The organism is Azospirillum palustre (assembly GCF_002573965.1).
Lineage (GTDB): Bacteria > Pseudomonadota > Alphaproteobacteria > Azospirillales > Azospirillaceae > Azospirillum > Azospirillum palustre.
Window position 1 is genome coordinate 663,519 of the sequence record NZ_PDKW01000042.1, and the last position, 23,686, is coordinate 687,204.

Annotated in this window: 20 protein-coding genes; 11 read left to right on the forward strand and 9 right to left on the reverse strand. The window is 67.7% G+C overall.

Going from position 1 to position 23,686, the window contains the following annotated elements:
- Positions 1–44: 44 nt before the first annotated feature.
- Entirely contained in the window at positions 45–1,034 is a 990-nt protein-coding gene (locus CRT60_RS20485) for an MBL fold metallo-hydrolase (protein WP_098738368.1), read from the reverse strand.
- Positions 1,035–1,140: 106 nt separating this feature from the next.
- Complete coding sequence (locus CRT60_RS20490; protein ID WP_098738369.1) at positions 1,141–2,511, reverse strand: FAD-containing oxidoreductase; 1,371 nt, start codon at positions 2,509–2,511, stop codon at positions 1,141–1,143.
- Between the two features lie 214 nt (positions 2,512–2,725).
- Between CRT60_RS20490 and CRT60_RS20495 the strand changes: the two genes are divergently transcribed.
- The 6 genes from CRT60_RS20495 to CRT60_RS20520 all read left to right on the forward strand — a co-directional run bounded on the left by CRT60_RS20495 (position 2,726) and on the right by CRT60_RS20520 (position 11,655).
- A complete protein-coding gene (locus tag CRT60_RS20495; protein WP_098738370.1) occupies positions 2,726–4,369 on the forward strand; it encodes a sensor histidine kinase in 1,644 nt (547 codons plus the stop codon).
- Between the two features lie 5 nt (positions 4,370–4,374).
- Positions 4,375–5,022: a response regulator transcription factor gene (locus CRT60_RS20500; RefSeq protein WP_098738371.1), complete on the forward strand. Its 648-nt coding sequence runs from the start codon at positions 4,375–4,377 to the stop codon at positions 5,020–5,022.
- A gap of 259 nt (positions 5,023–5,281) precedes the next feature.
- Positions 5,282–5,656 (forward strand): response regulator transcription factor, encoded by a 375-nt coding sequence (locus CRT60_RS20505; protein WP_161958098.1) that lies wholly within the window; start codon positions 5,282–5,284, stop codon positions 5,654–5,656.
- A gap of 138 nt (positions 5,657–5,794) precedes the next feature.
- Complete coding sequence (locus tag CRT60_RS20510; RefSeq protein WP_098738372.1) at positions 5,795–8,428, forward strand: hybrid sensor histidine kinase/response regulator; 2,634 nt, start codon at positions 5,795–5,797, stop codon at positions 8,426–8,428.
- Positions 8,429–8,520: 92 nt separating this feature from the next.
- A complete protein-coding gene (locus tag CRT60_RS20515; protein WP_244592654.1) occupies positions 8,521–10,014 on the forward strand; it encodes an ATPase domain-containing protein in 1,494 nt (497 codons plus the stop codon).
- Positions 10,015–10,023: 9 nt separating this feature from the next.
- The gene (locus CRT60_RS20520) at positions 10,024–11,655 is read left to right on the forward strand and encodes a response regulator (protein WP_161958099.1); all 1,632 of its coding nucleotides are present in this window, start codon (positions 10,024–10,026) and stop codon (positions 11,653–11,655) included.
- Positions 11,656–11,662: 7 nt separating this feature from the next.
- On the opposite strand, the gene CRT60_RS20525 is transcribed toward CRT60_RS20520, so the two are convergent.
- Positions 11,663–12,568: a LysR family transcriptional regulator gene (locus CRT60_RS20525; RefSeq protein WP_098738375.1), complete on the reverse strand. Its 906-nt coding sequence runs from the start codon at positions 12,566–12,568 to the stop codon at positions 11,663–11,665.
- 92 nt (positions 12,569–12,660) lie between these two features.
- Between CRT60_RS20525 and CRT60_RS20530 the strand changes: the two genes are divergently transcribed.
- The gene (locus CRT60_RS20530) at positions 12,661–13,563 is read left to right on the forward strand and encodes an aldo/keto reductase family oxidoreductase (RefSeq protein WP_098738376.1); all 903 of its coding nucleotides are present in this window, start codon (positions 12,661–12,663) and stop codon (positions 13,561–13,563) included.
- A 63-nt stretch (positions 13,564–13,626) separates the two neighbouring features.
- Here the strand turns inward: CRT60_RS20530 and CRT60_RS20535 are convergent, their stop codons facing one another.
- Positions 13,627–14,823, reverse strand: a complete 1,197-nt coding sequence (locus tag CRT60_RS20535) for an MFS transporter (protein WP_280177232.1) — start codon at positions 14,821–14,823, stop codon at positions 13,627–13,629.
- A 154-nt stretch (positions 14,824–14,977) separates the two neighbouring features.
- On the opposite strand from CRT60_RS20535, the gene CRT60_RS20540 reads away from it, so the two are divergent.
- Positions 14,978–15,754, forward strand: a complete 777-nt coding sequence (locus CRT60_RS20540; RefSeq protein WP_098738377.1) for an AraC family transcriptional regulator — start codon at positions 14,978–14,980, stop codon at positions 15,752–15,754.
- A 3-nt stretch (positions 15,755–15,757) separates the two neighbouring features.
- On the opposite strand, the gene CRT60_RS20545 is transcribed toward CRT60_RS20540, so the two are convergent.
- Complete coding sequence (locus CRT60_RS20545) at positions 15,758–16,645, reverse strand: SDR family oxidoreductase (RefSeq protein WP_098738378.1); 888 nt, start codon at positions 16,643–16,645, stop codon at positions 15,758–15,760.
- Between the two features lie 103 nt (positions 16,646–16,748).
- Between CRT60_RS20545 and CRT60_RS20550 the strand changes: the two genes are divergently transcribed.
- Both CRT60_RS20550 and CRT60_RS20555 read left to right on the forward strand, forming a co-directional pair.
- Positions 16,749–17,606 carry a helix-turn-helix transcriptional regulator gene (locus CRT60_RS20550; protein ID WP_098738379.1) on the forward strand — a complete coding sequence of 286 codons (858 nt, stop codon included), beginning with the start codon at positions 16,749–16,751 and terminating at the stop codon, positions 17,604–17,606.
- Positions 17,607–17,631: 25 nt separating this feature from the next.
- The gene (locus tag CRT60_RS20555; protein ID WP_098738380.1) at positions 17,632–19,149 is read left to right on the forward strand and encodes an AMP-binding protein; all 1,518 of its coding nucleotides are present in this window, start codon (positions 17,632–17,634) and stop codon (positions 19,147–19,149) included.
- Between the two features lie 22 nt (positions 19,150–19,171).
- Here the strand turns inward: CRT60_RS20555 and CRT60_RS20560 are convergent, their stop codons facing one another.
- Positions 19,172–19,597 (reverse strand): PAS domain-containing protein, encoded by a 426-nt coding sequence (locus CRT60_RS20560; RefSeq protein ID WP_098738381.1) that lies wholly within the window; start codon positions 19,595–19,597, stop codon positions 19,172–19,174.
- A gap of 34 nt (positions 19,598–19,631) precedes the next feature.
- A complete protein-coding gene (locus tag CRT60_RS20565; RefSeq protein ID WP_244592655.1) occupies positions 19,632–20,552 on the reverse strand; it encodes a PDR/VanB family oxidoreductase in 921 nt (306 codons plus the stop codon).
- A gap of 241 nt (positions 20,553–20,793) precedes the next feature.
- On the opposite strand from CRT60_RS20565, the gene CRT60_RS20570 reads away from it, so the two are divergent.
- Positions 20,794–21,429 (forward strand): SH3 domain-containing protein, encoded by a 636-nt coding sequence (locus tag CRT60_RS20570; RefSeq protein ID WP_098738383.1) that lies wholly within the window; start codon positions 20,794–20,796, stop codon positions 21,427–21,429.
- A 64-nt stretch (positions 21,430–21,493) separates the two neighbouring features.
- Here the strand turns inward: CRT60_RS20570 and CRT60_RS20575 are convergent, their stop codons facing one another.
- Entirely contained in the window at positions 21,494–23,065 is a 1,572-nt protein-coding gene (locus CRT60_RS20575; RefSeq protein WP_098738384.1) for a GMC family oxidoreductase, read from the reverse strand.
- 54 nt (positions 23,066–23,119) lie between these two features.
- Entirely contained in the window at positions 23,120–23,674 is a 555-nt protein-coding gene (locus tag CRT60_RS20580) for a twin-arginine translocation signal domain-containing protein (protein ID WP_098738385.1), read from the reverse strand.
- Positions 23,675–23,686 lie beyond the last annotated feature (12 nt).

A 23,686-nucleotide genomic window follows, 5' to 3' on the forward strand; every position in this document is an offset into this window, starting at 1 on the left:
GGATTTTTTGAACAAAACCCGCTTCCGCTCTTTGGAAAGCCTTTTCAGCGCGTCGCCGGAGCCAGGTCCGTGGTGTAGTTCGCCGGCAGCCAGCTGTAGCCGCCATCGTCCCGCCGGATATGGCCGATTCCGGGGAAGGAGATGTGCGCGGCGGCGATCCATTCGCCGTTCTTCGCCGCCTCCGCGAACATCTGCTCACGCTGCCGTTCCGCCGACGCCGCGTCGCTGTCGTACTTCACCGTGGCGTCCGGCTTCGGGAACTGGATGGCGGCGACATGAACGATGTCGCCCCAGGCCAGCAGGGTCTGCCCCCCGCTGCGGATGCGGTAGATGGTGTGGCCCGGCGTGTGGCCGGGGCCGGGAATGGCGTCGATTTCAGGCAGCAGCCGCGCCTCCCCGTCGAAGGGCTTCAGCCGGCCCGCCGCAACATAGGTGCGGAGCGAGTCGATGGCGCCATCGAACATCGGCCCCAGATAGCCGGGTACCGAGGCCCTGTTCTTCGGGTCGAGCCAGAAATCGCTGTCGCGCCGGTTGACGCGGATGACCGCATTGGGAAAGGCCATGGCGCCACCCGCATCCACCCCGCCGACATGGTCGCGATGCAGATGCGTCAGGTAAATTTCATCCACCTGTTCCGGTGCATAGCCCGATGCCCGCAGGTTGGCCATCAGATGGCCGCCATCCTTGCCGTACAGAACCCCGGCCCCGCTGTCGATCAGCACCAGCCTGTCGCCGGTGTTGACCAGAAAGGCATTGATCGAACCCTCGACCGGAGCATGGAGGTCGGACCGCTCCAGCAGAGCGTCGGCACCGGCCCTGCCGATCCCCTGCATCACCTCATGCACCGGAAAGGGGTGGGTGCCGTCCAGCAGGGCGGTGATCTCGACCTTGCCCAGCATCATCCGGTAGAAACCCGGCGCCTGGGTGCGCTGTTGCGGGGCCGCCGCCTGGGCTGGGCCGGACAGGTCCGTGACTGTGCCGAACGCCGGCAGCAGGGACAGCGCCAGCAGGGCCGGGAGGAATTGCCGCTTCATCGCGTCGCCTCATCGGAGTTGTGCGGAATGACGATGAGGCATACGCGATCGGCGGCGGCGGTTATTGTAGGTTCTTGTTGAAGGGTGTGGGCAGGACGGTCCCTTCCTATTCCAGCGGCTTCAGTTCGCCCAGCAGGGTCGGCAGCAGTTCGGCGACGGTGGGGTGGATGTGGACGGCGCGTTGCAGGGTGGGGTAGGGCGCCTTGGCATACATCATGTCGAGCACGCCGTGGATCGCCTCGTCGCCGCCGGGGCCGATGATCGCGGCGCCGAGGATCTCCTGGCTGTCGGCATCGACGACGATCCGCATGAAGCCCTGGGCCTCGCCCTTTTCCACCGCGCGGCCGACGCGGGTCATCGCCCGCTGGCCCACCAGCGCCCGCCGGCCGGAGCGGCGGACCGCCTCGTCGGTCATGCCGACGCGCGCCAGCGGCGGATCGGTGTAGAGCGCATAGGCCTGGATGCGGTCGTCCACGCTGCGCGGGTCGCCGTCCAGCAGATTGGCCGCGACGATCTCGAAATCATTGTAGGCGGTGTGGGTGAAGGCGCCCCGCCCGTTGCAGTCGCCCATCGCCCAGATGCCCGGCACATTGGTGCGCAACGTGTCGTCCACCGTGATGAAGCCGCGGGAATCCGTCACCACGCCGGCACGGTCGAGGCAGAGATCGTCGGTGTTGGGCGTGCGGCCGACGGCCAGCAGCACATGGCTTCCCACCACCGACGGGGTGCCGGACGTGCAGTTCACCCCCACCTCCACCCCGTCGGCATGGCGGGCGAAGCGGATGCAGTTGGCCGACAGCCGGACGGTCACCCCCTCCTTCTCCAGCAACTCCCTGATCGCGTCGGACACGTCGGGGTCCTCGCGGCCGATCAGCCGCTCCCCCTTCTCCACCACCGTCACCTCGGCGCCGAAGCGGCGGTACATCTGGGCGAATTCCAGGCCGATGTAGCTGCCGCCGACCACCACCAGATGACGGGGCACATGGTCGAGGTCCAGGATCGTGCCGCTGGTCAGCAGCTCGACATCGCGCACCCCCGGCATGTCCGGGATCGCGGCACGGGCGCCGACATTGAGGAAGATGCGCTCCGCCGTCAGCAACTCGTCGCCGACACGCACGCTGCCCGGCGATTCGAAACGGGCATGGCCCTGCAACACCCGGCAGTTGGGCATGCCGCGCAGCCAGCGTTCGACATTCTGGCGCGAACGGCCGGAAACCTCGTCCTTGCGTGCCTTGACCCGGGCCATGTCGATGCGCACCGGCCCGTCCAGCACCACGCCGTATTCGGCGGCGCGCCGGGCCATCTGGGCGACGCGGGCGCTGGCGATCAGCGTCTTGGTCGGGGTGCAACCGGTGTTGACGCAGGTGCCGCCGAACAGCTTGCGCTCCACCACCGCCACGCTCATGCCGGCGGCGGTCAGACGTTCGGCGAGCGGCGGCCCGGCTTGGCCGGCTCCGATGATGATGGCGTCGACCATGGCAGGCTCCTGCGGCCGGTTGCGTTCTTCGGGGAAATGGCGTGGGGCGGGATGGTAACGCCGGTGCCGGTCGTCTTCCAAGCAAACCTAGGTATGACTGGCGACAAGCCGTGCCGATCGTTCACGTGACCGTCAGATCGTTCAAGAACCGGACGGCGCCCGCAGGCAATCTCCGGGAGCCGGAACGGCATGACGAGGGGTTGGAGACTGGTCTATGGGCGGTGCGGAAGGCGGTGCGAAGGGCGACGCGGCATGGGGCGGTTCGCCGGCCGGCGGGCGGCCGATGGAGCGCCGTCTCGGCCTTCTGTCGATTCCGCTCGCCCTGGCGGTGTTCTTCGTCGACACCTTCACCGACATCGAAAGCGCCATCGCCGTCCTCTATGTGCTGGTGCTGCTGCTGGCCGCCACCGCCCTGTCGCGGCGGGGCATCCTGCGGGTGGCCGCCGGCTGCGCGCTGCTGGCGGTGCTGTCCTTCTTCCTGTCGCACTGGCAGGACATGGACCTGTCTTCGGTCCTGCGCTGCGGCGTGTCGCTGGCGGCCATCCTGATCACCGGTGCGCTGCTGGTAAGGGACCATGAGTCGCGCGCGCTGCTGCTGCGGGCCAACGCTGCGCTGGCGCGCAGCGAAAAACGCCACCGCGGCATGTTCGAGCAGGCGCGGATTTCCCTGTGGGAGCAGGACTTCACCGCGGTGACGGCGGCGCTCGACGCCCTGCGGGCGCGCGGGGTGACGGACCTTGCCGCCCATGCGCAGGCCGATCCCGGCTGGGCGCGCGGGATGGGCGCGCTGATCCGCACCACCAACGTCAACGACGCCACCGTCGAGCTGCTGGGTGCGGCCGGTCGGCCGGCGGTGCTGGGGCCGCTCGACCGCTATCTGCCGGCCGAGGATCCGGCGATGCTTCAGGTCCTGCTGGCGCTTTGGGAAAAGCGCGACCGCTTCGAAGGGCGGGCGCAGCTGATCGCGGCGGACGGGCGCACCCTGACGGTGCTGCTGGGCATCAGCTTTCCCGACGACTGCGTCGGCTTCGATCAGGTGGTGGTCGGCGTCGTCGACATCACCCAGCGCGAACGCACGCAGGAGGCGCTGCTGGCGGCCCAGGCGGAGCTTGCGCGCGCGGCGCGCGCCGCCACGCTGGGCGCGCTGTCCGCCTCCATCGCCCACGAGCTGAACCAGCCGCTGGGCGCCATCGTGCTGAATGCGCAGGCCTGCCTGCGCTGGCTGCGCCGCGACCAGCCCGACATCGAAACCGCCGCGAAGGCGGCCGACCGCATCGTCCGCGACGGACGGCGGGCCGCCGACATCGTGCAGCGGACACGCGGCATGCTGGTCAAGGACACCCACTGCGACGAGACCATCGACATGGCCCAGCTGGTGACCGAGGTGGCGCTGCTGCTGGAGCGCGAGCTGTCGGGGGCCGGGGCCGCTCTCTTCACCGACTTTGCTCCCGCCCCGCCGGTGCGGGGCAGCCGGGTCGGCCTGCAGCAGGTGCTGGTCAACCTCGTGACCAACGGCCTGCACGCCATGGCGGAGGCGGACAGCCCCCGGCGCGAACTGACCGTCGCCATCGGCAGCCTGGAAGGCGGGGCACAAGTCAGGGTTGCCGTGCGCGACCGCGGCAGGGGCATCGACGAGGCCAGCCATGCCCGCCTGTTCGACCCCTTCTTCACCACCCGGCCCGACGGGATGGGGATGGGCCTCGCCATCTGCCGGTCCACCGTCGAATCCTGCGGCGGCACGCTGACCGCCCACAACCATGCGGACGGCGGGGCGGTGTTCGAGTTCACCATACCGGCGGCCCTGCCGCCGTCCACCGAAGCGCCGGCCGAACGGCTGGCCGCGGCACGAGAGGACTGACCGCCATGGCCCAGAAAGCCGCCCCGTCGCCCGCCCCTGCCAAGGACGATCCGCTGGTTCTGATCGTCGATGACGATGCCGGCATGCGGGAGGCGGTGGTCGACCTTCTGCAATCGGTCGGCATCGAAGGCCGGGCCTTCGGCAGCACGGCGGAGCTGCTGGCGGCGGCGGTTCCCGACCGGCCGGGCTGCCTGATCCTCGACGTGCGGCTTCCCGGACTGGGCGGGCTGGAGTTCCAGACGAGGCTGGACAGCCTGGGCATCGCGCTGCCCATCGTCTTCATGACCGGCTTCGCCGACGTGCCGATGTCGGTCCGGGCGATGAAGGCCGGGGCGACGGACTTCCTCATCAAGCCCTTCCGCGACCAGGACATGCTGGATGCGGTCGATGCCGCGATTTCCCGCGACCGGTCGCGGCGGAGCCAGCGGGCCGCCACGATGACGGTGGAATCGCTGGCCGCGACGCTGACCCCGCGTGAGCGCGAGGTGATGGCGGAGGTGGTCAAGGGCCGGCTGAACAAGCAGATCGCCGGCGATCTCGGCATCAGCGAGGTGACGGTCAAGCTCCACCGCGGCAAGGTGATGCGGAAGATGCAGGTGCGCTCCGTCGCCGACCTCGTCCGCAAGGTGGAGGTGCTCGAACACGAGGAGTGACGGCTAGAGTGTGATCGGTTCAAGCGGAATCGCTTGAAGCGTGAATCACACGGAAAACCAAAAGGTTAGAGTCTGTCTGGTGCTTCAATAAGCATCAGGCGGACTCTAGGCTTCGGGCGCCTCGGTCCTGCGGCCGGCCCCACCGTCCGCCTCTAGACCTAGGTGTGGTATCTGCCACCTGCCCCATCCGGATAGGATGCGTGTGGCGCCGGAAACCGGCGTTTTCATTCAGTTCCCGATCCGGTCAAGGCATCACGACGTGTCCAACGCACCCCTGATAGCGGTGGTCGATGACGACGAGGCGATCCGCGAGGCGCTGGACGACCTGCTGCGGTCGGTCGGCTTCCGCTGCCGGCCCTTCGTCTCCGCCGAGGATTTCCTGGCGCTGGCCGACCGGACCGGGATCGCCTGCATCATCCTGGACGTGCGCATGCCCGGCCTGTCCGGGCTGGAGTTGCAGGAGCGGCTGAACAAGGAGGGCGGCGGACATCCGCCGATCCTGTTCATGACCTCCTACGCCGACGAGACCACCCGGCTGCGCGCGTTGGGCGGCGGTGCCTGCGACGTGCTGGGCAAGCCGGTCGACGCCCATGTGCTGATCGCCTCCCTGAACCGCGCCATCGCCGCAGGGTAACGCCAGAGAGCGGCAGCATTCGGCCTCCCGAACGGTTATGTATGCAGCAGGGCCGGTCGGGAGACGGGGCATGGCGGTCGCATCCGACAGAATTGTGGTCGGGCTCAGGACGTGGGCCGGAATCGGGACGAGGGTGCCATGAGCTTCCTGACCCGGCTGCTGCTGCTCGTGACGCTGGCCCTGGTGCCGATCTGCGCGCTGGAGGTCTGGAACCAGATCGACCTGCGCCGCCAGCGCTCCGACGAGATTCACGAGCATGCGCAGCAACTGCTCAGCCTGCTGGGCGGGGAGCAGCAGCGGCTGGTCGAAGGCGTGCGGCAGATGCTGGAACTGCTGGCGGAAACCACGTCGGCGCAGACCCTCGACGCGGCGGGATGTCAGGCGCTGCTGACGCGCACGGCCATGCGGATCCCGGATTACCTGACGGTCAACCTGACCGGCGGGGACGGGGTCATTCTCTGTTCCACCAACCCGCTTCTGCGCGGGCGGACCGTCGCCGACCGGATGCATGTGCGCTCCGCCCTGGAAAGTGGCGGCTTCACCGTCGGCGAGTTCATCCGGCAGCGGTACGATGACAAGCCGGCGATGCCGTTCGGCCTGCCGATCCGCCGCACCGGTGAGGACGGCCGGACCATCGGCGTGGTCACGGCGCTGATCGATCTCGGCTGGCTCGAACGCTACCTCTCCGAACACCTGCTTCCCGACAATGCCGCGTTGATGATCGCCGACGGCAACGGCATCGTGCTGGCCCATGCCCCTGCGAGACCGGGGGCCGTCGGCACCGCGCTGCCGCCGCGCTTTCGCCCTCTGCTCGACGCCGATGCCGTCGGGACCGCCCAGCTGATGGGGATCGACGGGGTGGAGCGGGTGTTTGCCTATGTTCCGCTGTCCGCCGGGGTCCGGCACATCTTCGTCGCGATCGGCATCGACCATGACGCGGCGATGAGCGGCATCGACGACGCGCTGACGCGGTCGCTGGTGTGGATTGCGGCCACGTTGCTGCTCGGCCTGCTGGCGGCGTTCCTGATCGCCAGGAGGCACATCTATCAGCCGGTCGCGGCACTGATCTCGGCGACCGAGCGCTGGCGTGCCGGCGACCGCTCCGCCCACGTGGGTGCGGTGGACGGGCCTGAGATGAGCCGGCTGGGGCTGGCGTTCGACGGTCTGGTCGAGGATCTCGGCCGGCAGATGCAGGCCAAGGAGGAGGCATCCGCTGCGCTGCGGGCCAGCGAGGAACGGTCGCGCGCGCTGGTGGAGAACGCCCCGCACATGATGTGGGTGAACCGGCCCGACGGCACGCTGGAATATGTCAATGCCGCGTTCCGGGCCTACACCGGCCGCATGACGGACGAAGAGAACCGGATGGGGGATCTGCATCCGGAGGATGTCGAGCGCATCCAGGCGGTCCGGAGAGCGGCCATCGCCGCCGGTGCGGCGCATGCGTACGAGCTGCGCCTGCGCCGGGCCGACGGAGCCTACAGATGGCACCTCAGCCGGACCCACCCGATCCACCATGGCGGACGGATCGTCGCGTGGTTCGGCGGGGCCGTCGACATCCACGACATCCACCGCGCCCGCGATGCGGCGGAGGAGGCCGGACGGTCCAAAAGCCGCTTCCTGGCCGCCGCCAGCCACGATCTGCGCCAGCCGATGCAGTCGATCCTGCTGTTCGCCGAGGTGCTGCGCCCGCATCTGGGCGATGGACCCGGTCTCGATGCGCTCGGGCGCCTCCAGCACGGGCTGGAGATCCTCAAAGGTCTGCTGGACGGCCTGCTCGACATCTCCCGCCTCGACGCCGGCATCGTGGCGCCGCAATTCGAGGAGTTTCGCGTCTCGGACCTGCTGAGGAGCCTGGACGACGCCTATGCCCCGGTCGCGCATGGAAAAGGCCTGGGCTGGCGGGTTCAGCCCTGCCATGCCGCCATCCGCAGCGACCGGGTCCTGCTCGGCCGCATGCTGCGCAATCTGGTGGAGAACGCCATCCGCTACACCGACAGCGGCGGGGTTTCGGTAGAGTGCAGCGTGGAGGCCGGCCGCCTGCTGATCGGTGTCCACGACACCGGCCGCGGCATCCCGGACGACCAGATCGACCGGGTGTTCGAGGAACTCTATCAGGTCGAGAACCCCGAACGCGACCGCAACCAGGGCCTTGGCCTTGGGCTCGCCATCGTCCGCCGCCTGTCCGACCTGCTGGACCATCCCGTCACCGTAAGTTCGCATCCCGGCCAGGGTTCGCTGTTCAGCATCGCGGTGCCGCTGGCGACAGAGGCCTGCGCCTGCGTCCCGTCATCCGGAGAGGCGGCGCCTGTGGAAATGGCGCCGGCACCGCCGGAGCGGGAGGGGCGGCGGCTGGCGGTGGTGGTGGACGACGACCCCATCGTGCTGGCCGGGATGGAAAGCCTGCTGCACGCCTGGAAATTCGACGTGATCACCGCGGATTCGACCGACCTCGCGGTGGAGCGCCTGACGCTGGACGGCCGCCGGCCCGACATCCTCGTCGTCGATTACCGCCTGCGGGACAAGCGCATCGGAACGGAGGCGATCCTCCGTATCTGGGACATGCACGATGCGGACATCCCCGGCCTGATCGTCACCGGGGAGATCGGCACGGAGCCGCAGAACGATGCGCTCACCCATGGCTTCGACCTGCTGCACAAGCCGGTCACCCCCCGCAGCCTTGCCGCGGCGCTTGGCCGCCGTCTGGCGACGGCGGAAGGGGAGGCCCGCATCCCGGTCGCCGATACCGCCGAACCGCCTTCGGCCACCCTGTGAGCCACAGCAATTTTCAAGCCTCGCCCAGGCTCCGGCGGAACATTTCCGCTGCACCGTGTTTGTCTGAAGACATGGACCTTAAGGAGCCGTTGGTGCCCACGCCCATCCCGATCGAGAAACTGCAGACCGGAATCCCCGAATTCGATTTGGTTTTGCGCGGCGGGCTGCCGCGCGGTCGAATACATCTTCTGGAGGGCGCACCGGGCACAGGCAAGACAACCATTGCCTTGCAGCTTCTGATCCAGACGCGCGACGACGGCAAGAAGGGGCTGTACATCACCCTGTCGGAGAGTGCCAAGGAGCTGGAATCGACCGCCGCCAGCCATGGCTGGTCGCTCGATGGTTTCGCCGTATTCGACATCGTGCCCATCGAAGCGCAGCTGGATCGCCAGCAGAGCGTGCTCTACCCGTCGGAGGTGGAGCTTGGCGAGACCGTGCGCCTGATCATCGAGCGGATCGAGCGGGAAAATCCGGAAGTGCTGGTGATCGACACGGTGTCGGAACTGCGGCTGCTCGCCCAGGACCAGCTCGGCTACCGCCGTCAGGTCCTGGCCTTGAAGCAGTTCCTGCAAGGGCGGCACTGTACCACCCTGATCCTCGACGACCTGACCCACCAGGACGGTGCGAGCGATCTGCACAGCCTCGCTCACAGCGTGATCGTGCTGGAACAGACCGAGCGCACCTTTGGCTCGTCGCGGCGGCGCCTGCGCATCGCCAAGATGCGGGGGGCGGATTACCAGAGCGGCTGGCATGATTTCGCCATCACGAAGACCAATGTGCTGGTCTTCCCCGGCCTGATCGCCGAAGAGCACAACAGTGATTTCGACCGGATCACCATGGAAAGCGGTCTGTCGGCCCTGGACGAGTTGATGGGCGGCGGCCTGATGCTCGGCACCACCACGATGCTGGTGGGGCCATCGGGGGTCGGCAAATCGTCCATCGCGTTGCAATATGTCACTGCCGCGGTCGAGCGCGGCGAGCATGCCGCCTATTTCTCATTCGACGAGAATTTCAAGACCCTTGAACTGCGCAGCATTGCTCTGGGCATCGACATCAGGGAAGCGGTGCAGCAGGACCGTGTCGGCTGGCAGCGCGCCAACCCCTCCCGCCTGTCGCCCGGCCAGTTCGCTTGGCAGGTCCGGCGCGAGGTCGAGGAGCGCAAAGCGCGCATCGTGGTGATCGACAGCCTGAACTCCTACCTCAGCACCATGCCGGAGGAGAAGGCGCTGACGCTCCAGATGCACGAGCTGCTGACCTACCTGAACAACAAGGGCGTGGTGACCATCCTGATCCTGGCGCAGCAGGGCATCATCGGTGACGTGCATAATCCGGTCGATCTGTCCTTCATGAGCGACACGGTGGTCCTTATGCGGTTCTTCGAGGCCGAGGGTGAGGTGCGCAAGGCAATTTCGGTGGTGAAGAAGCGCACCGGTGTCCATGAACTGTCGATCCGGGAATTCCGGCTGTTCCCGGCCGGGATTCAGGTCGGGCCGCAGTTGATGGACTTCCGCGGCGTGCTGACCGGCGTGCCGGAATATGACGGTTCGACGGAGACGCTGCTCAGCGGTTCGGCCGAGGCCGGGTGATCGATGCCGATGCGCGGGTCCATCCTTGTCCTGGCCCCTGACGGGCGGGATGCCGAGGTGATCGGCTCGGTCCTGGCCGACATCGGTCTGGGGACGCAGCCCTGCGCCGATTTGCCGGAGCTTTGCCGCAGCCTTGGCGACGACGTTGGGGCGCTGCTGCTCTCCGAAGGGGTGCTGACCGACATCGACCCGCTGAGCGCGTGGCTGGAGGCTCAGCCGCGCTGGTCGGACCTGCCCATCGTGATCCTGACGTCGCGGCGCAGCCGGCAGGCCGGGCGGGGCAGGCAGGCGTTCTTCCAGTCGCTCGGCAACGTCACGCTGCTGGACCGGCCGCTGCATCGCGAGGTGTTGCAGAGTGCGGCACAGGCGGCGCTGCGCAGCAGGGAGCGCCAGTACCGGACCCGCAGTCATCTTCAGGAGATTACCCAGGCGTCCAGCCGGTTGGAGGAGCGTGTCGCCGAGAGGACGCAGGCCCTGCAGGCCGAAATGGCCGACCGCCGTCGGGCGGAGGAGCAACTGTACCAGGCACAGAAGATGGAGGCGCTGGGGCAGCTGACCGGCGGCGTGGCCCATGACTTCAACAATCTGCTCCAGGGCATCGTCAGCTGCCTTGCCGTTCTCGATCCCACCGTGCCGGACGGCACCCCGCGCGAGCTGTTCGAGGCGGCCAACCGCTCCATCGAGCGCGGTGCGCGGCTGACCCAGTCGCTGCTGTCCTTCGCACGGCGCCAGACGCTGATGCCGGAACCGACCGACCTCGGCGACCTGCTCACCGGGATGAGTTCTCTACTGGAGCGCTCCCTGGGCGGGCAGATCAGCGTCACGGTCGACGTGCCGCCCGGACTCCCGGCGGCGCTGATCGACCGGGCGCAGCTCGAATCCGCCATCCTGAATCTTGCAATCAATGCCCGCGATGCCATGCCAAGCGGCGGGCGGCTGTCCCTGACCGCCTCCGTTGCCGAAATCGGCGACGGAGAAACGGGCAGACCCGCGGCCGGGCCGGCGGAGTTGCGGCCCGGGACCTATGTGGCGATCCGGGTGGCGGATACCGGCACCGGCATCGACCCGGCGGTGCTGCCGCATGTCTTCGAACCCTTCTTCACCACCAAGCCGCTCGACAAGGGGTCGGGGCTGGGGCTGTCGATGGTCCAGGGCATGGCCACCCAGTCCGGCGGCGGCGTCCGCATCGACAGCAGCCTCGGCGGCGGAACCGCGATCACCCTCTATTTGCCGAGCGTCACGGCCGTCGCCGGCCGGCCGGCACGGACGGCTGCCGACGTCGAGCGCGGCGAAGGCCGCACCGTGCTGCTGGTGGAGGACGACGCCATCGTGCGGATGGGGACGATGGCGCTGCTGGAAAGCCAGGGCCATCAGGTCATCGAGGCGGAGAGCGGGGAAACTGCCCTGGCCCTGCTGCAAGACGGTGCGGAGATCGATGCCCTGGTCACCGACTTTGCCATGCCCGGCATGAACGGGGCCGAGGTGGTGCGCACTGTGCGAAGCCTGCGTCCCGGATTGCCCGCGCTGATCGTCACCGGCTATGCCGACACGCCTGATCTGGGCGAGGCCGTGCGCCTGCTGCGCAAGCCCTTCTCGCCGAACCAGATCGCCGAGCAACTGGCGGCGATGCTGGCGGAGTGACGGCTTGTCAGGCGATGGGAGCGGTCCTGATGAAATCCAGGAAGGCCCGAAGCGGGGCCGGCACCAGACGCCGGCCGGAGTAATAGAGGAACGGGCCGGAGAAGGACGGCCACCAGGATTCCAGCACGGGTTCAAGCGCGCCGCTGTCCAGATGCGGGCGCAGCCACTGTTCGAACAGTTGAAAGACCCCGACGCCCGCAACGGCAGCGTCGATGGCGAGGTCCATGATGCCGCCCGGTCCGACAACCAGCGGTCCGGTCGGGTCGAGGCGGATCGATTCGCCGTCGCGCTCGAATTCCCAGAGCGGCATCGCACCGCTGGCAAAGCGTCCCCGCACACAGCTGTGGGCCATCAGGTCGCGTGGATGATCCGGCCGCCCCCGGGCGTCGAGGTAGGCGGGGGAGGCGGCAGTCGCGAAGCGCTGCCTGCGGGGGCCGATGGGAACGGCGATCATGTCCTGCTCCAGCCGGTCGTCGTAGCGGATGCCGGCGTCGCATCCGGCGGCGAGGACATCGACGAAGCTGTCCTCGCCCATCACCTCCACCCGGATCTCGGGATAGGCTGCATGGAAGGCAGGCAGGATCGACGGCAGGACCAGCCGTGCCGCGCTGACCGGCACATTGAGCCTGAGGGTGCCCGCCACCCGGTCGCGGAAGCCGTTCACCACATCGAGGGCGGCATCGACCTCGCGCAGGGCAGGCTCCAGCCGTGCCAGCAGGCGCTCACCCGCCTCCGTCGGGACCACGCTGCGGGTGGTCCGGTTGAACAGCCTGACGCCGAGCTGCCCTTCCAGCCGCCGCACGGCTTCGCTGAGGGACGAGGCGCTGACGTTGCCGGCCTTCGCCGCTTCGCGAAAACCACGGGCGCGGGCCACCGCGACGAAAGCGTTCAGGTCCCCCAGATCATGTTGCATTGTTCGGAAATCCGCACGGGTTGTCCTGATTGTGCAGACTAATCGGACAGGCGGGCAATGGCTAGATTGGTCAAGCCATCAAGGAGATCATCGTGTCAAACCCCGCCCAGACCAAAATCGACAAATCCGGCAACTTCACCGGCAGCTTTACCCTGGGCGGCAAAGCCGTCCGCCGGCTCGGCTATGGCGCCATGCAGCTGGCCGGTCCCGGCGTCTTCGGTCCGCCGAAGGATCGTGATGCGGCCATCGCCGTGCTGCGCCACGCTGTCGAGGCCGGTGTCAATCACATCGACACCAGCGACTTCTACGGTCCGCATGTCACCAACCGGCTGATCCGCGAGGCGCTGGCGCCCTATCCGGACGATCTGCTGATCGTGACCAAGGTCGGCGCCCGGCGTGGCGCGGATGCCTCCTGGCTTCAGGCATCTTCACCGGAAGAGTTGCGGCAGGCGGTGCATGACAATCTGCGCAATCTCGGCCTCGATGTGCTCGACGTCGTCAACATGCGGCTGTGGGGCGACCATGGACATGCTCCGGCGGAAGGGCCGGTCGAGCGGGAATTGAGCGTCCTTGCCGAACTCCAGCAGCAGGGGTTGATCCGCCACATCGGGCTCAGCAACGCCACGGCGCGGCAGGTCGAGGAAGGCCGCCGCGTCTGCGAGATCGTCTGCGTGCAGAACCACTACAATCTGGTGCATCGGGCGGACGATGCGCTGATCGACGATCTCGCCGCCAAGGGGATCGCCTACGTGCCCTTCTTCCCGCTCGGCGGCTTCTCGCCGATCCAGTCCGGCCTGCTGTCCGATGTCGCCAGCCGGCTTGGCGCGACGCCGATGCAGGTGGCGCTCGCCTGGCTGCTGAACCGGGCGCCGAACATCCTGCCGATCCCGGGAACCTCGTCGGTCAAGCATCTGCAGGAGAATCTGGCGGCAGCGGATCTGGTTCTACCCGCCGATGCGCTGGAGGCGCTGGACAAGCTGGGGAAAGACGCCTGAGGGTCGGGATGGACAAAGGGGAGCCTGCGCTCCCCTCGTCCCTCTGCCGCGTCGCGGTACCGTTTACCGGCGCTCCACATTCGGCAGGAAGATTGTCAGCAGGCCCAGCAGCGGCAGGAAGGAGCAGGCGGTATAGACGAAGCCGATGCCCTTCCAGTCCGCCACGACGCCCAGCCCGGCCGCGCCGATGCCGGCGACGCCGAAGGCCAGTCCGAAGAACAGACCCGACACCATGCCGACCCGGCCGGGCAGCAGTTCCTGCGCATAGACCACGATGGCCGGGAAGGCCGAAGCCAGGGCCAGCCCGATCACGGCACTGAGGATCACCGTCGTCGTCAGCCCGACATAGGGCAGGGCCAGGGTGAAGGGCAGGATGCCGAGGATCGAGACCCAGATCACCGTCTTGCGGCCGATGCGGTCGCCCACCGGGCCGCCGATCACCGTACCGGCTGCGACGGCAGCCAGGAAGACGAACAGGCAGAGCTGCGCGTCGCCGGTGGACAGGCCGAAGCGGTCGATCAGGTAGAAGATGTAATAGCTGGTGATGCTGGCGAGATAGACGTATTTCGACACGATCAGCGCGATCAGGATGGCGACGGCGCGGGCGACCTGACCGGATGGCAGATCGGCATGGCGCGCCGCGGCGGGGCCGCCGGCCTTGCGTGGCTTGGCGTTCCGGCGCTGCCAGCTTCCCAGCCGCACCATCACCACCATGCCGGCCAGCGCGGCGAAGGCGAACCAGCTGAGGCTGCCCTGGCCGCGGGGCAGGATGATGAAGGCCGCCAGCAACGGGCCGAGCGCGGAGCCGAGATTGCCGCCGACCTGGAACAGCGACTGGGCAAGCCCATGGGCGCCGCCGGATGCTTGGCGGGCGATGCGCGACGCTTCCGGATGGAAGATGGACGAGCCGAAGCCCAGCAGCATCCCGCCGGCCAGCAGGGCCGGGAACCCGGGCGCCCAGGCCAGGGTGAGAAGACCGAGCAGGGTGGACCCCATGCCGAAGACCAGCGAGTAGGGCATCGGCTTGCGGTCGGTGAAGAGCCCGACCAGCGGCTGAAGAAGCGACGCCGTCAGCTGATAGACGAAGGTCAGCAGGCCGAGCTGGGCGAAGCTGAGGCCGAACTCGTCCTTCAGGATCGGATAGACCGCCGGCAGCAGCGACTGGATCATGTCGTTGAGCAGGTGGCAGGCGCTGATCGCGGCCAGGATGGAAAAGGCCGTCGAGCCGGCGCTGGGCCGGCTCATGGTGGTGTCGGTCACGGGGGCATGCCCTCTTCTCTCTGCCTTGGGGCGTCCGGACCGCGTATCGGCGGCCCGGTTGGCCCGGCACTGTTGCGTTGACTGCACCGTAAGCCTACGGTCGCCTGAGAAGGCCCGCCACCGCGGTCAGGCCAGTTTTCTACGAGTTTGGGCCATGGTCAGGAATGTCCGTGTCGATGAAATCGATGCCGTCGAGCGGCCGTTGCTCGCCACCACCCACGACTATCCGGACGGCGGCAGCCTGCCGCTGCACTGGCACCGGCGGGGGCAGCTGATCTCCGGCATCACCGGGGTGCTGATCATGTCGACGCCGCAGGGCCGCTGGGTGGTGCCACCCGATTTCGGCCTGTGGATTCCGCCCGGCGTCATGCATGAGGTGCGCATGCTCGGGGCGGTGACCACCCAAAGCCTCTATCTGGACCCGGACTTGGCCGGCGGAATGCCGGACCGCTGTCAGGTCGTCGGGCTGTCCCCCTTCATCCGCAGCCTGATCGCCCGTGCTGTCGATGTGCCGGCCGACTATGATCCGGACAGCCACGACGGCGCGGTGATGGCGCTGATCCGCTACGAGATGCTGCATCTGCCGGCCCAGCCGCTGACCGTCCCGTTCCCGACCAGTCAGGCGTTGGCCGAGCGTTGCCGGCGCTTTCTCCGGCAGCCGGCGGTGCATGAGACCATCGAGCAGTGGTGCGACGAGCTGGGCGTCAGCCGGCGGGCCTTCACACGGCTGTTCCGGCGCGAGACCGGGCTGAGCTTCCTGGAATGGCGCCAGCAGGCCTGCCTTGCCGCCGCGCTGCCGCGGCTGGTGGCGGGCGAAGCCGTCACCGCGGTCGCCATCGACCTCGGCTATGACAATCCCGCCGCCTTCACCGCGATGTTCAAGCGCGTGCTCGGCTCGTCGCCACGCGCTTATCTGAAGGGCGCCGAATAGTCTTCAGATATAGCGCATCGCCTCCAGGTCGGCGATGAGGCCGGGACCTTCCGGACGCCAGCCGAGCGTCGACTGGGTGAGGGCGCTGGACGCCGCCATGTCGATGCCCGCGAACATCGCCATCCAGCCGAAATGCTCGGCCGCCTTGTCCTGCGGGATGGAGACCGCCGGAATTTTCAGGCCGCGCGCCAAAGTCTCGACGATTTCGCGGGTTGCGACGCCCTCTTCCCCGACCGCATGGTAGCGGGCGCCGGCCTTCGCCTTCTCGATGGCCAGACGGTAGAGGCGGGCGACATCGCCCAGATGGCCGGCGGACCAGCGGTTCTGGCCCTCGCCGATGTAGGCGGCGACACCCTTCGCGCGGAAGATTTCGATCAGCGGGGTGATCAGCCCCTGCTTCTCCGTGTCGTGGACCTGTGGCAGCCGCATCACCGCGACGGTGACGCCGGCGTCCAACAGCTCGTTGCCGGCCCGTTCCGACGCGATGCGCGGGTTGGGGTGACCGTCGTCGAAGACATCTTCGCGGGCAAGCCGGCCATGGCCGGCACCCCCTATGCCGACCCCGGACGTGATCAGCAGCGGCCGGTTCGAGCCCTTCAGCGCCGCGCCCAAGGCACCGATCACCCGGCTGTCCTTTGCGCAATTCTCGATGAAGCGCGAGAAGTCATGGTCGAAGGCGGTGTGGATCACGGCGTCGGCCTTTTCGGCACCGCTGCGGATGCTCGCCAAATCCTCCAGCGTGCCGAGATGCGGCTCGGCACCGGCGGACTCCAGCTTGCGGGCGCCGTCCCCGGAGCGGGTCATGCCGATGACCCGATGGCCGGCCTGGAGCAGTTCGGACAGCACGGCCCGACCGATGAAGCCGGTGGCGCCGGTGAGGAAAATACGCATGGGACATTCACCTTTCCAATTCCGTCGCCCCCACTCTGTCCCGCCATGGTATCCTGTTAAAGTAGTGACGTTTTCCTAGTATAGCGCCTACCAGGATCGGCCAATGCAAACTGACACCAGACAGACCGGTTCGGCCGGCACGCTCGCCGCCTTCCTGCGCGACCGCCGGACGCGGCTCGACCCGGCGGCCTTCGGATTCTCGGGGCGCCGCCGCACGCCGGGCCTGCGACGGGAGGAGGTGGCGCAGCGCGCCAACATCAGCCCGACCTGGTACACATGGCTGGAGCAGGGGCGGGGCGGGGCGCCGTCGGCCGACGTGCTGGACCGGATCGCCGGCAGCCTGATGCTGACCGATCTTGAACGGGAGCATCTGTTCATCCTGGCGCTCGGCCGTCCGCCGGAGATGCGCTACAGGCCGGCGCAAGGCGTCAGCCCGCGTCTGCAACGGCTGCTGGAGTCCTTCGACGCCTGTCCGGCCTTCATCAAGACCGCGACCTGGGACGTGCTGGCCTGGAATCGCGCCGCCGCCGTGGTGCTGACCGATTACGGCACGCTTCCGCCCGACCAGCGGAACATCCTGCGGCTGGTGTTCGGCAATCCGGCGATCCGGGCCAAGCAGAAGGACTGGGAGGGCATGGCGCGGCATCTGGTCGGCGCCTTCCGCGTCGATGCGGCGCGGGCCGGAGCGGTGAAGGAGATCGCCGATCTCGTCGACGAACTGTGTCGGACGAGCGCCGATTTCGCCCGTTTCTGGAGCGAGAACGACGTGTATGCGCCGAGCGAGGGGGTCAAGCGGCTCCAGCACCCGGACCTCGGCAGCGTCGAGATGGAATATTCGGCCTTCGCCGTCGATGGACGCCCCGATCTCGGTCTTCTGGTCTACAATCCGCTGGACGAACAGGTTAAAGAACGCATCCGGGCCCTGGCCGGTCGAAGGACCGCGGTGGCGCCTGGCGGATGAGCGGTGGCAGGAAGGAACAGCGCCGGTGAATCTCTTCTCCCTTCTCGATCAGGCAGCGGCCCGTTTCCCCGGCCGCGGAGCGGTGTTCCGCGGCACCGAGCAGCTTCACAGCTTTGCCGAACTTCGCTCCCGCGCGCTGCGGATCGCCGCTGGCCTGCGCGCGTCGGGACAGCCGGGCGACCGCATTGCCATCGCGACGGAGAATGTGCCCGAATATGTCGAACTGTTCTTCGCCATCTGGGCTGCCGGCATGGCGGCAACACCGGTGAACGCCAAGCTGCATCCGCGCGAGCTGGTGCAGATCCTGGAGGATTCCGGAGCGTCCATCGTCTTCGTCTCGCCCAAACTGGCCGCCGGGCTGGAAGAAGCGCTGAACGGGTCGTCTGCGGCGTCCTGCCGCCGGATCGTCATCGGCGGGGCCGACTATGCGGCGCTGACGGCGGGGAACGAATGGGCCGGGCCGATCGATCCCGATCCGCAGGCGCTGGGCTGGCTGTTCTACACCAGCGGCACCACCGGTCGGTCGAAGGGGGCGATGCTGTCGCACCGCAATCTGCTGGCCATGACCGTCGCCCATCTGGCCGATGTCGAGGCGGTGGACGAGGATTGCAGCCTGTTGCACGCGGCACCGATGTCGCACGGCTCAGGCCTTTACATGGCGGCCTATGTCGCCCGCGGCGCCCGGCAGGTGGTCCCGGCCTCCTCCGCCTTCGAGCCGGCGGAATTCCTCGATCTCTGCGACCGTCACCCCGGCTGCGGCGCCTTCCTGGCCCCGACGATGGTGCAGAGGCTGCGGCTGGAGGCGGAACGCGGCGGCCGGCGACCGGCCAATCTGCGTTCCATCGTCTATGGCGGCGGCCCGATGTATGTGGAGGAACTGCGCCGCTCGCTGGCGGTTTTTGGGCCGGTCTTCGCCCAGATCTACGGCCAGGGCGAGGCGCCGATGACCATCGCGTCGCTGCGGCGTCGCGATCATGCAACCGACGACGATGCGGTGCTGGGTTCGGTCGGTTTCGCCCGCAGCGGCGTCGAGGTGGTGGTGGTGGATGCCGGCGGCCGGCCGCTGCCCCCCGGCGAGGTGGGGGAGATCGTCTGCCGCGGCGACGTGGTGATGGCCGGATACTGGAACAATGCCAAGGCGACAGCCGAAGCCCTGCGCGACGGCTGGCTGTTCACCGGCGACATGGGGTCCTTCGACGGGCGAGGCTATCTGACGCTGAGAGACCGGTCGAAGGACGTCGTCATCAGCGGCGGCAGCAATATCTATCCGCGCGAGGTGGAGGAGGTGCTGCTGCGCCACCCCGACGTCGCCGAAGTCTGTGTCACCGGGCAGCCCGATCCGGAATGGGGCGAGATCGTCGTCGCTTTCATCGTCGCCGAACCGGGGCGCGAAATCTCTCCCGGCGGCCTCGACGAGCATTGCAACGCCAACATCGCCCGATTCAAGCGGCCCAAGCGTTACCTGTTCGTCGAGGATCTGCCGAAGAACAACTATGGCAAGGTGGTGAAGCGCGAATTGCGCGCCCGTCTGGCCGGCGGGTAACGGGAGGCGGAGGACGAAGGCTTCAACGTCCGGCCGCCTGACGGCGCAGGGTCTTCAGCTCTTCGAAGCGGGCGGACACGTCGCGCATGACCGAGGCCATCCCGAGCATGGCTCCGTCCGCGTCTTTCAGGGGCACGATGGTGAACTCCACCGAGATGCGGCTGCCGTCCTTGCGCAATGCCGGAACCGACAGCAGGTCGCCGCTGCCATAGCGGCTCACCCCCGTCTTCATCACCTCGTCATAGCCTTCCCAATGGCGCTGACGCTGCCGTTCGGGGATGATGATGTCCAGCGACTGGCCCAGAGCCTCTTCGGCGGTGAAGCCGAACACGCGCTCCGCCCCCCCATTCCAGAACCGGATGAGACCTTCCCGGTCGGAATAGACGATGGCCTCGGCCGGGCTGTTCAAAAGCGCCACCCCAAGTTGGCGCAGGTCTTCCTCGGTCATCTATTCCTCCCAATGATCGTTTCGTGATGAAGTGTCAGACATCCAAGACCAATCTTGCGCTGCGCGCCCGCGAGACGCACAGCATCATCGTCTTGCCGGCAGCGCGCTCCGCGTCGGACAGGACGCTGTCGCGGTGGTCGGGTTCGCCCTCCAGCACCGTCGTCTCGCAGGTGCCGCAGATGCCCTGTTCGCAGGACGAGTCGACTTCGACCCCTGCGGCGTAGAGCGCGTCCAGAATGCTGGTTCCCGCCGGAACCGTGACGGTGACGGCTGAGCGCGCACAGACCACCTCGAAGCTGTCGTCTGCGGCGTCCCGGCGTCCCGGCTCCGGACGCGGGGTGAACCATTCGAAACGGACATCCTGGCCCGGCCGGGCGGCGGCGGCCACCGCTTCCATCAGCCGCTGCGGACCGCAGCAATAGACCGGGACATCGACAGGGGTGGACGCCAGCAATTCGTCGACCGCCAGCCGTCGGCCGTCGTCGGCGGCATGCAGGTCGACACGGCCATGGGGCAGGGCGCGGAGATCGTCGAGGAAAGGGGCCGTCGCGGCGTTGCGTACGCAATACTGCAATACCCAGTCGGCGCCCCGCTCCGCCGCCCTGCGGATCATCGGCAACAGCGGCGTGATGCCGATGCCGCCGGCGATGAACAGGTAGCGTGCGGCGGCGTCGAAGCGGAAATTGTTGCGCGGCGGGGAGATGATCAGGTCGGCGCCAAGCGCCAGTTCGCCATGGACGAAGCCCGATCCCCGCCCGCCCGGTACGTTCAGGACCGCGATGCGGTAGGCGTGGCGGTCCGCCGGATCGCCGCACAGCGAATAGGATCGTATCGCCCCGTCCGGCAGATGAAGGTCGATATGGGCGCCGGGCTCGGCCGGCGGCAGTCCCCGCCCCTCCGGATCGCGCAGTTCGACCAGCCGGATCTGCGGTGCTATCCGGTCCAGGCGGTGCACGCGCAACGTCCATGGTGCCTTGGCTGAGGGCTGCGGCGTTTCAGGCTGCGTACTGCTCATCGTCCTGCCTGCGAGTGTCATCGGCGGGTCTGGTATGCCAGATCCAATGCAGGCAGCCTAAAACCTCAAGCTAACTTCAGGTCAAGCGGAAATGTGGACTTCCGGTTCGGCGGATCATCCGGCGGTCGCCATGCGTTGTTCGCGAAACGGTGCGCCGGGCACCCCAACGGGAGGAACTGTCATGTCACGGTCGACGATCATGGTCCTGGTTGCAGTGCTTGGGTTGGCGGGAACGGCGTCGGTCCCGGCGCTGGCGGCGTCGGGCGACATCCATGCGGTGACGGGCGAGAAGGTCAATCTGCGTGCCGGTCCGTCCGACGATGCGGCGGTCCGCTCCACGATCATGCGTGGCGAGGACGTGGTCGAACTGCGGCGGGAGGGCAGCTGGATGGGTGTCCGCGTGCTGCGCACCGGGGAGGAGGGCTGGCTGTTCTCCGACCTCGTCAAGCGCCAGAGCACCAGCACGCTGGGCAGCGGCGATAGCGCTCCGGCGCCGGCCGGATTCGGCAAGCTTTCGCCGGGCTTCGACGGTCTGGTCGCCAGCATGGGCGAGCAGCTCGGCTACCGCTTCGCCGACAAGGTGGAGCAGGGCGCCAATGGCATGCTGAGGGTCATTCCGACCCAGGAATGGCTGTACAACACCAGCCGCGACACCAAGATGTTCGCGGCGCTGGCGCTCTACCAGATGTGGAAGAACTACAACAACGGCAAGCCGGTGACGGTCACGCTGGGGGTGCAGGGACCGGCCGCCATCACCATCGCCGACGCTGCGAAGGGGCCGGAACTTACCGGACCGGCCTTCAGCCCGGCGCGCTGACAGGGGAAGGACCGCAAGTCCCCGGCGCGCTGAGCCCAGGGACTTGCGGTTCTTGTGCGGATCGTCAGATTTCCCGCTTGCTCATCTGGTCGGCGATGTAGTCGGCCTGCCGGATCGCCAGCGCGACGATGGTCAGGGTCGGATTCTCCGAGGCACCGCTGGTGAACTGGCTGCCGTCCGACACGAACAGGTTCTTCACGTCATGCGCCTGTCCCCATTTGTTGACGACGCCGTCGCGGGCGTTGGCGCTCATCCGGTTGGTGCCGAGATTGTGGGTGGACGGGTAGGGCGGGGTGTGGATGGTCCTGACCGCGCCCACCGCGTCATAAACGGCCGACCCGCGGCCATAGGCGTGGGTGCGCATGGCGATGTCGTTGGGGTGGTCGTCGAAATTGACGTTGGGAATCGGCAGGCCGAACTTGTCCTTCTCCGTCGCGTGCAGGGTGATGCGGTTGGTCTCGCGCGGCATGTCCTCGCCGACCAGCCACATGCCGGCGATATGGTCGTAGGCATCCAGCGCCGAGCTGAAGTCGCGGCCCCAGGCGCCGGGGTCGAGGAAGGCCGCCATGAAGGGCACGCCGAGCGACAGCGTTTCCATCTCGTAGCCGCCGACGAAGCCGCGCTGCGGGTCGAAGCGGGATTCGTCGCGGATGATCCCGGCCATGGTGGTGCCGCGGTACATGTGCACCGGCCGGTCGAACACGCCATAGACCGACCCGGTCATGTGCCGCATGTAGTTGCGCCCGACCTGACCGGACGAGTTCGCCAGCCCGTCCGGGAACATGGTCGATGCCGAGTTCAGCAGCAGGCGCGGGCTTTCGATCGAGTTGCCGGCGACCGCGACGATGCGGGCCTTCTGGCGGTGCATGGCGCCGGTGGCGTCTGCATAGAGCACGGCGTTGACCTTGCCCTTCGCGTCATGCTCGATCTTCAGGACCTGGGAGTTTGGCCGGACCTCCAGATTGCCGGTGGCCTCGCCCTTGGGGATCTCGGTGTAGAGGGTCGACCATTTCGCCCCCGACTTACAGCCCTGGAAACAGAAGCCGATCTGCTGGCAGGCGCCGCGGCCATCGCGCGGCTTGCTGTTGATCGACATGTTGCCGGTATGGAACTCGCTGTAGCCCAGCTTTTTGGCGCCGGCCGCCAGCACCTTGTAATTGTTGTTGCCGGGCAGGCGCGGGATGCCGTTGGTGCCGGTCGTCCCCATCTTGAACTCGGCCTTGTCGTAATAAGGCTCCATCTCCGCCAGCGTCACCGGCCAGTCGAGCAGGTTGGCACCCTCCACCGCGCCGTAGGTCGTGCGTGTCTTGAACTCGTGCTCCTGGAAGCGGAGCGAGGCACCAGCCCAATGGACGGTGGAGCCGCCGACCGCCTTGACGATCCAGGCCGGCAGGTTGGGGAAGTCCTTCGCCACCCGCCAACTGCCCGAGGTGGTGCGCTTGTCCAGCCAGGAGATCTGCGAGAAGCTTTTCCACTCGTCGTTCACGAAATCCTGGATCTCGTGACGCCCGCCGGCCTCCAGGCAGACGACCTTGACGCCCTTCTGGGCCAGCTCGTTCGCCAGGGTGCCGCCGCCGGCCCCCGATCCGATCACCACCACGACGTTGTCGTCATCCATCGCGAATTTCGCAACCATGTCTCGGTCCTCCCCATTTTTTCGGGCGTTCAGTGCGGCAGACGGACAGCGCCGTCAGGCGTCCTTGATCCAGTCCAGATCGTCGAAGCCGCGGTGGATGTAGCCGCCATATTCGGCCGACGCCCCTTCGTAGCCGAGCTTCGCCCACACCTCCGGCTGGTTGTAGAGGGCGACCACCATGTCGCCGCGGACCTTGCGGAAGAAGGGCGTGGTCTCGATGGATTTCAGCACCGCGACGCGGTCCGCCTCCGCCTTGATCGTGGCGTAGGGAGCGTTGCGCAGCTTGCGCGCGGCGTCGTCGAGTGCCTTCGCACCCTCGTTGAGCTGGCCCGCCAGGGTGGCGTCCTTCGCCGCTTCCTGGTCCATCGAGGCCAGCGCCTTCTCGTAATAGGCATCGCCCAGCCGGTCATGCGGATAGAGGTCGCGCACCATCGCCAGCAGGGTCTTGGCCGCATCGGGCTTGATGGCGGTCAGCCCTTCGGCCCAGGCCGGCATCGCCGTGATCGACACCATCCCGCCGGAAACCGCACCGGCCGCCGCAACCGACGCGGCGGAGGTCTTCAGAAAATTCCGCCGGTTGAACCGTGTCCGTTTGTCGAGAACGCGCATGATCGACGTCTC